This is a genomic window from Thermogutta sp. (assembly GCF_014359955.1).
Lineage (GTDB): Bacteria > Planctomycetota > Planctomycetia > Pirellulales > Thermoguttaceae > Thermogutta.
The window spans coordinates 1-2,782 of the sequence record NZ_JACIYL010000607.1; the positions used below are offsets into that span (position 1 = coordinate 1).

Here is a 2,782-nt window from a genome sequence, read left to right on the forward strand (position 1 = left end):
ACTTTTGCCAAACATGAGGCCGAAACCGATGGCCCAAAACAGGAGACTGCCCACGCAAAAGTCGAGCAGGTTTTTCATGAGGATGTTGGCTGCGTTCTTTGCCCGGGTGAAGCCGATCTCCACACAGGCAAAACCGGCCTGCATGGCAAAAACGAGAAACGCCGCGATGCACATCCACAAAAGGTCTGTCTCTCCGCGGAGATTCGCGGAGGTGACCTTCCCCTCGTCATCGCGTGCAAGGGACGATTGGGCCAGAATCTCCAACCGCTCATCCACCGAAAGGGACTGGAACGGCTTGTCCCCCTCAGCCGTCTCCGCCATCAACGGCCGATCAACACACAGACAGAACCAACTGGCCACTCCCAGAACAAGCGCACAGAATGCTCGCATCACCCCGATCGCCTTTCCTGCTGAAGTCGAAACACAGCACGTCGTTTTCCGTAACAGGGGATTTGCAAGCGATGTGCCCATCGCGGGGAAAATGCCGAGTGATTTTCTCGGGTGCGGCTCCAGACTGTTCGAGCGACCTGCGCAAGTCGTTGGCCCATCGAATGTTACATCCAGGGAGAAGCACCCGCGAGGGCGAGCGAGAATCCGTAATCCATCCTCTCAAACACAGGGCGGTCCAGATCACCGGCCCGACACGGGCCCATTTTCTAAGCACTGCTGCCTAGTTTCTCGTCAGACCAGGGCGCGGAGTTAGTATACACTCGCGGTTTCGTGATATTTTCGAGCTTGCAATTGCCAACTTGGGCCACCCAATGCGCCCGTTTTGGTCGTCCAAAAGAGCCTATTGCACTGATTTTAGGCAGAAGGTGCTCTCGTCCTGAGCAAGCCGTTTTTCGGTCTTCGATTGAGTGGATACCTGTCTGGGCTCCCTCATCCTTTGCGCGGGGGTGGCTCCCAGGGATGTTCCGTCACTCCTGCCTGGTGGTTGAGCCACCGCGCCAGCACGAAAAGAAAGTCACTGAGACGATTAATGAATGCCAGCACGACCGGTGAAAGCGGCGTCCCCAATTCAAGCCCCTCCCGAACGAGCGCCACCAGGCGCCGTTCAGCCCGGCGACAGACGGCCCGGGCGAAATGCGCCAGCGCTCCGGCACGTTCCCCTCCGGGCAGAATGAACCGATCGAGGGCCGGTAGCTCCCGGTCGAGTTGATCGATGGCTTCCTCAAGTTCCCGCACATATTCCGCCGTGATGTATTGCGTGCCCTGCCGCTGGGCATCCGGTGTGGCCACCTCGGCCCCCAGCTCAAAAAGTCGATTCTGGACGCTGGCCAGCAGGGCATCGGCGCGTGGCGGGATCTTCTCCGCCCGGATAAGTCCAATCGCACAATTGAGCTCGTCAATGGTTCCGCAGGTCTCGATCCGCAAACAATCCTTTCCCACGCGCGGCCCCCGATAAAGACCGGTCTCGCCGGAATCTCCTGAACGCGTATAGATTTTGGCTCCCATCGACGGATTACTCCTTCATTAAGCAAAGAGCTTGCTAGAACCTCCGTTTCCATCTCCACTCGTAGCACCAATTTTCCTAGGTGTTTGAACTTCTTTAACCCCGCAGCAGCATGAAAATGACTCAGAATAACGCCACAGGGTTGCGTCAGTTCGACTCGTTTCACCTGCATCAAACAGGCGCGATAGCCACTTCCCCGGGCCGCCCCGGGCACGAAAGACCTGACCCCGGATGGGACCAGGCCATCAATTGTCCTCTACTTTGACAATTTCGATCTTGATCTGACCGAGGAGTTTCGTCATCGGCAGGAACGCAGTCATGGCGTCAGACCCGGCAAGCGAATCATGGCCGAATTTGATATAGCCGGCATCAATGCCTCCATTTCCCCGGGTTGCGTCGAAACCTATCCAACATCCGTCAATCAGCAATTCCGTCCACATGTGGTAGTAAAAGGCGTCCCGATGGTAAACGAGCCCCACGGCCACTCGTGATGGAATCTTACTGGCTCGGGCCAGAGCGGCCAGCAGCACGGCGTGCTCCGTGCAATCACCTTCTTGACTTCTCAGCACGTCGAGTGCAGAAAGAAATGCCTGATTGTAATCCCGGTTTTTTACGGTCTGGAAGACATAGCGCTCCAATGCGACGGCCAGCGCCGCAGCTCCTTGGGCGTCCTCAGCTATCGATTGCGCAATCGCGCGGATTTGGGATGCGTCGGATTGAATCCACAAGTTCGGCTCTATTTCGTCACGCGTCGCCTGCTCACGACAGTTCGCCGCATTACTGCCGGGTCTCCGAGGTGTTACCGTCAACTCCAACACATCGTCGCCCAATCGTTGCACCTGTTGATTGGCTCCGCTTGCCAAAAGTTTGGCAAGTTCCTCGGCAGGTCCTTCCACGCGATAGACCACCCGACGCGCTTTTGTTAAATCCCTCGGTGCGCGGGCGGGAATGCGAATGTCTTCGATCAGATCCAGCGAAGAAGATGTTTCCTGTAAAGCACGTTCCTTCGACACGAGCACGGCTTCAACTGGAGGCGAGTCCATTCTCTGTTTGACAATCATGCCTGAGGAATCGACCCAAACAGTCTGTTTTATTCTTTGTTTGCCTGGCAACGTGTAGGTAATTTCTATCCGGAGAACTCGGGATTTACCTTCCGGAAGCTGAATGACCTCGAAATCGCGGGAGTGGGCCTTCGCCCAGCACACTCCGTTCACTCCCAGCATAAGGCAGGAAAACTCCCGGACTTCGTGGGGCTGCATGGGTTTTTCCCAAAGGCAGTCTTGAAGTCCCAGAAAGCCTCGGCAGTCCTTCGGAAGATCAAAAGTTTGT

The 2,782-nt window shown here is 56.3% G+C and carries 2 protein-coding genes and 1 pseudogene; all 3 read right to left on the minus strand.

The features are described 5' to 3' along the window. A pseudogene (locus H5U08_RS14935) lies at positions 1-390 on the minus strand (hypothetical protein); the annotation flags it as partial. Between the two features lie 489 nt (positions 391-879). Continuing rightward, on the minus strand, positions 880-1,455 hold the full coding sequence (locus tag H5U08_RS14940; RefSeq protein WP_297034772.1) for a cob(I)yrinic acid a,c-diamide adenosyltransferase: 576 nt from the start codon (positions 1,453-1,455) through the stop codon (positions 880-882). A 243-nt stretch (positions 1,456-1,698) separates the two neighbouring features. Then, on the minus strand, positions 1,699-2,782 hold a 1,084-nt coding region (locus H5U08_RS14945), incomplete at its 5' end, for a transglutaminase-like domain-containing protein (RefSeq protein ID WP_297034774.1).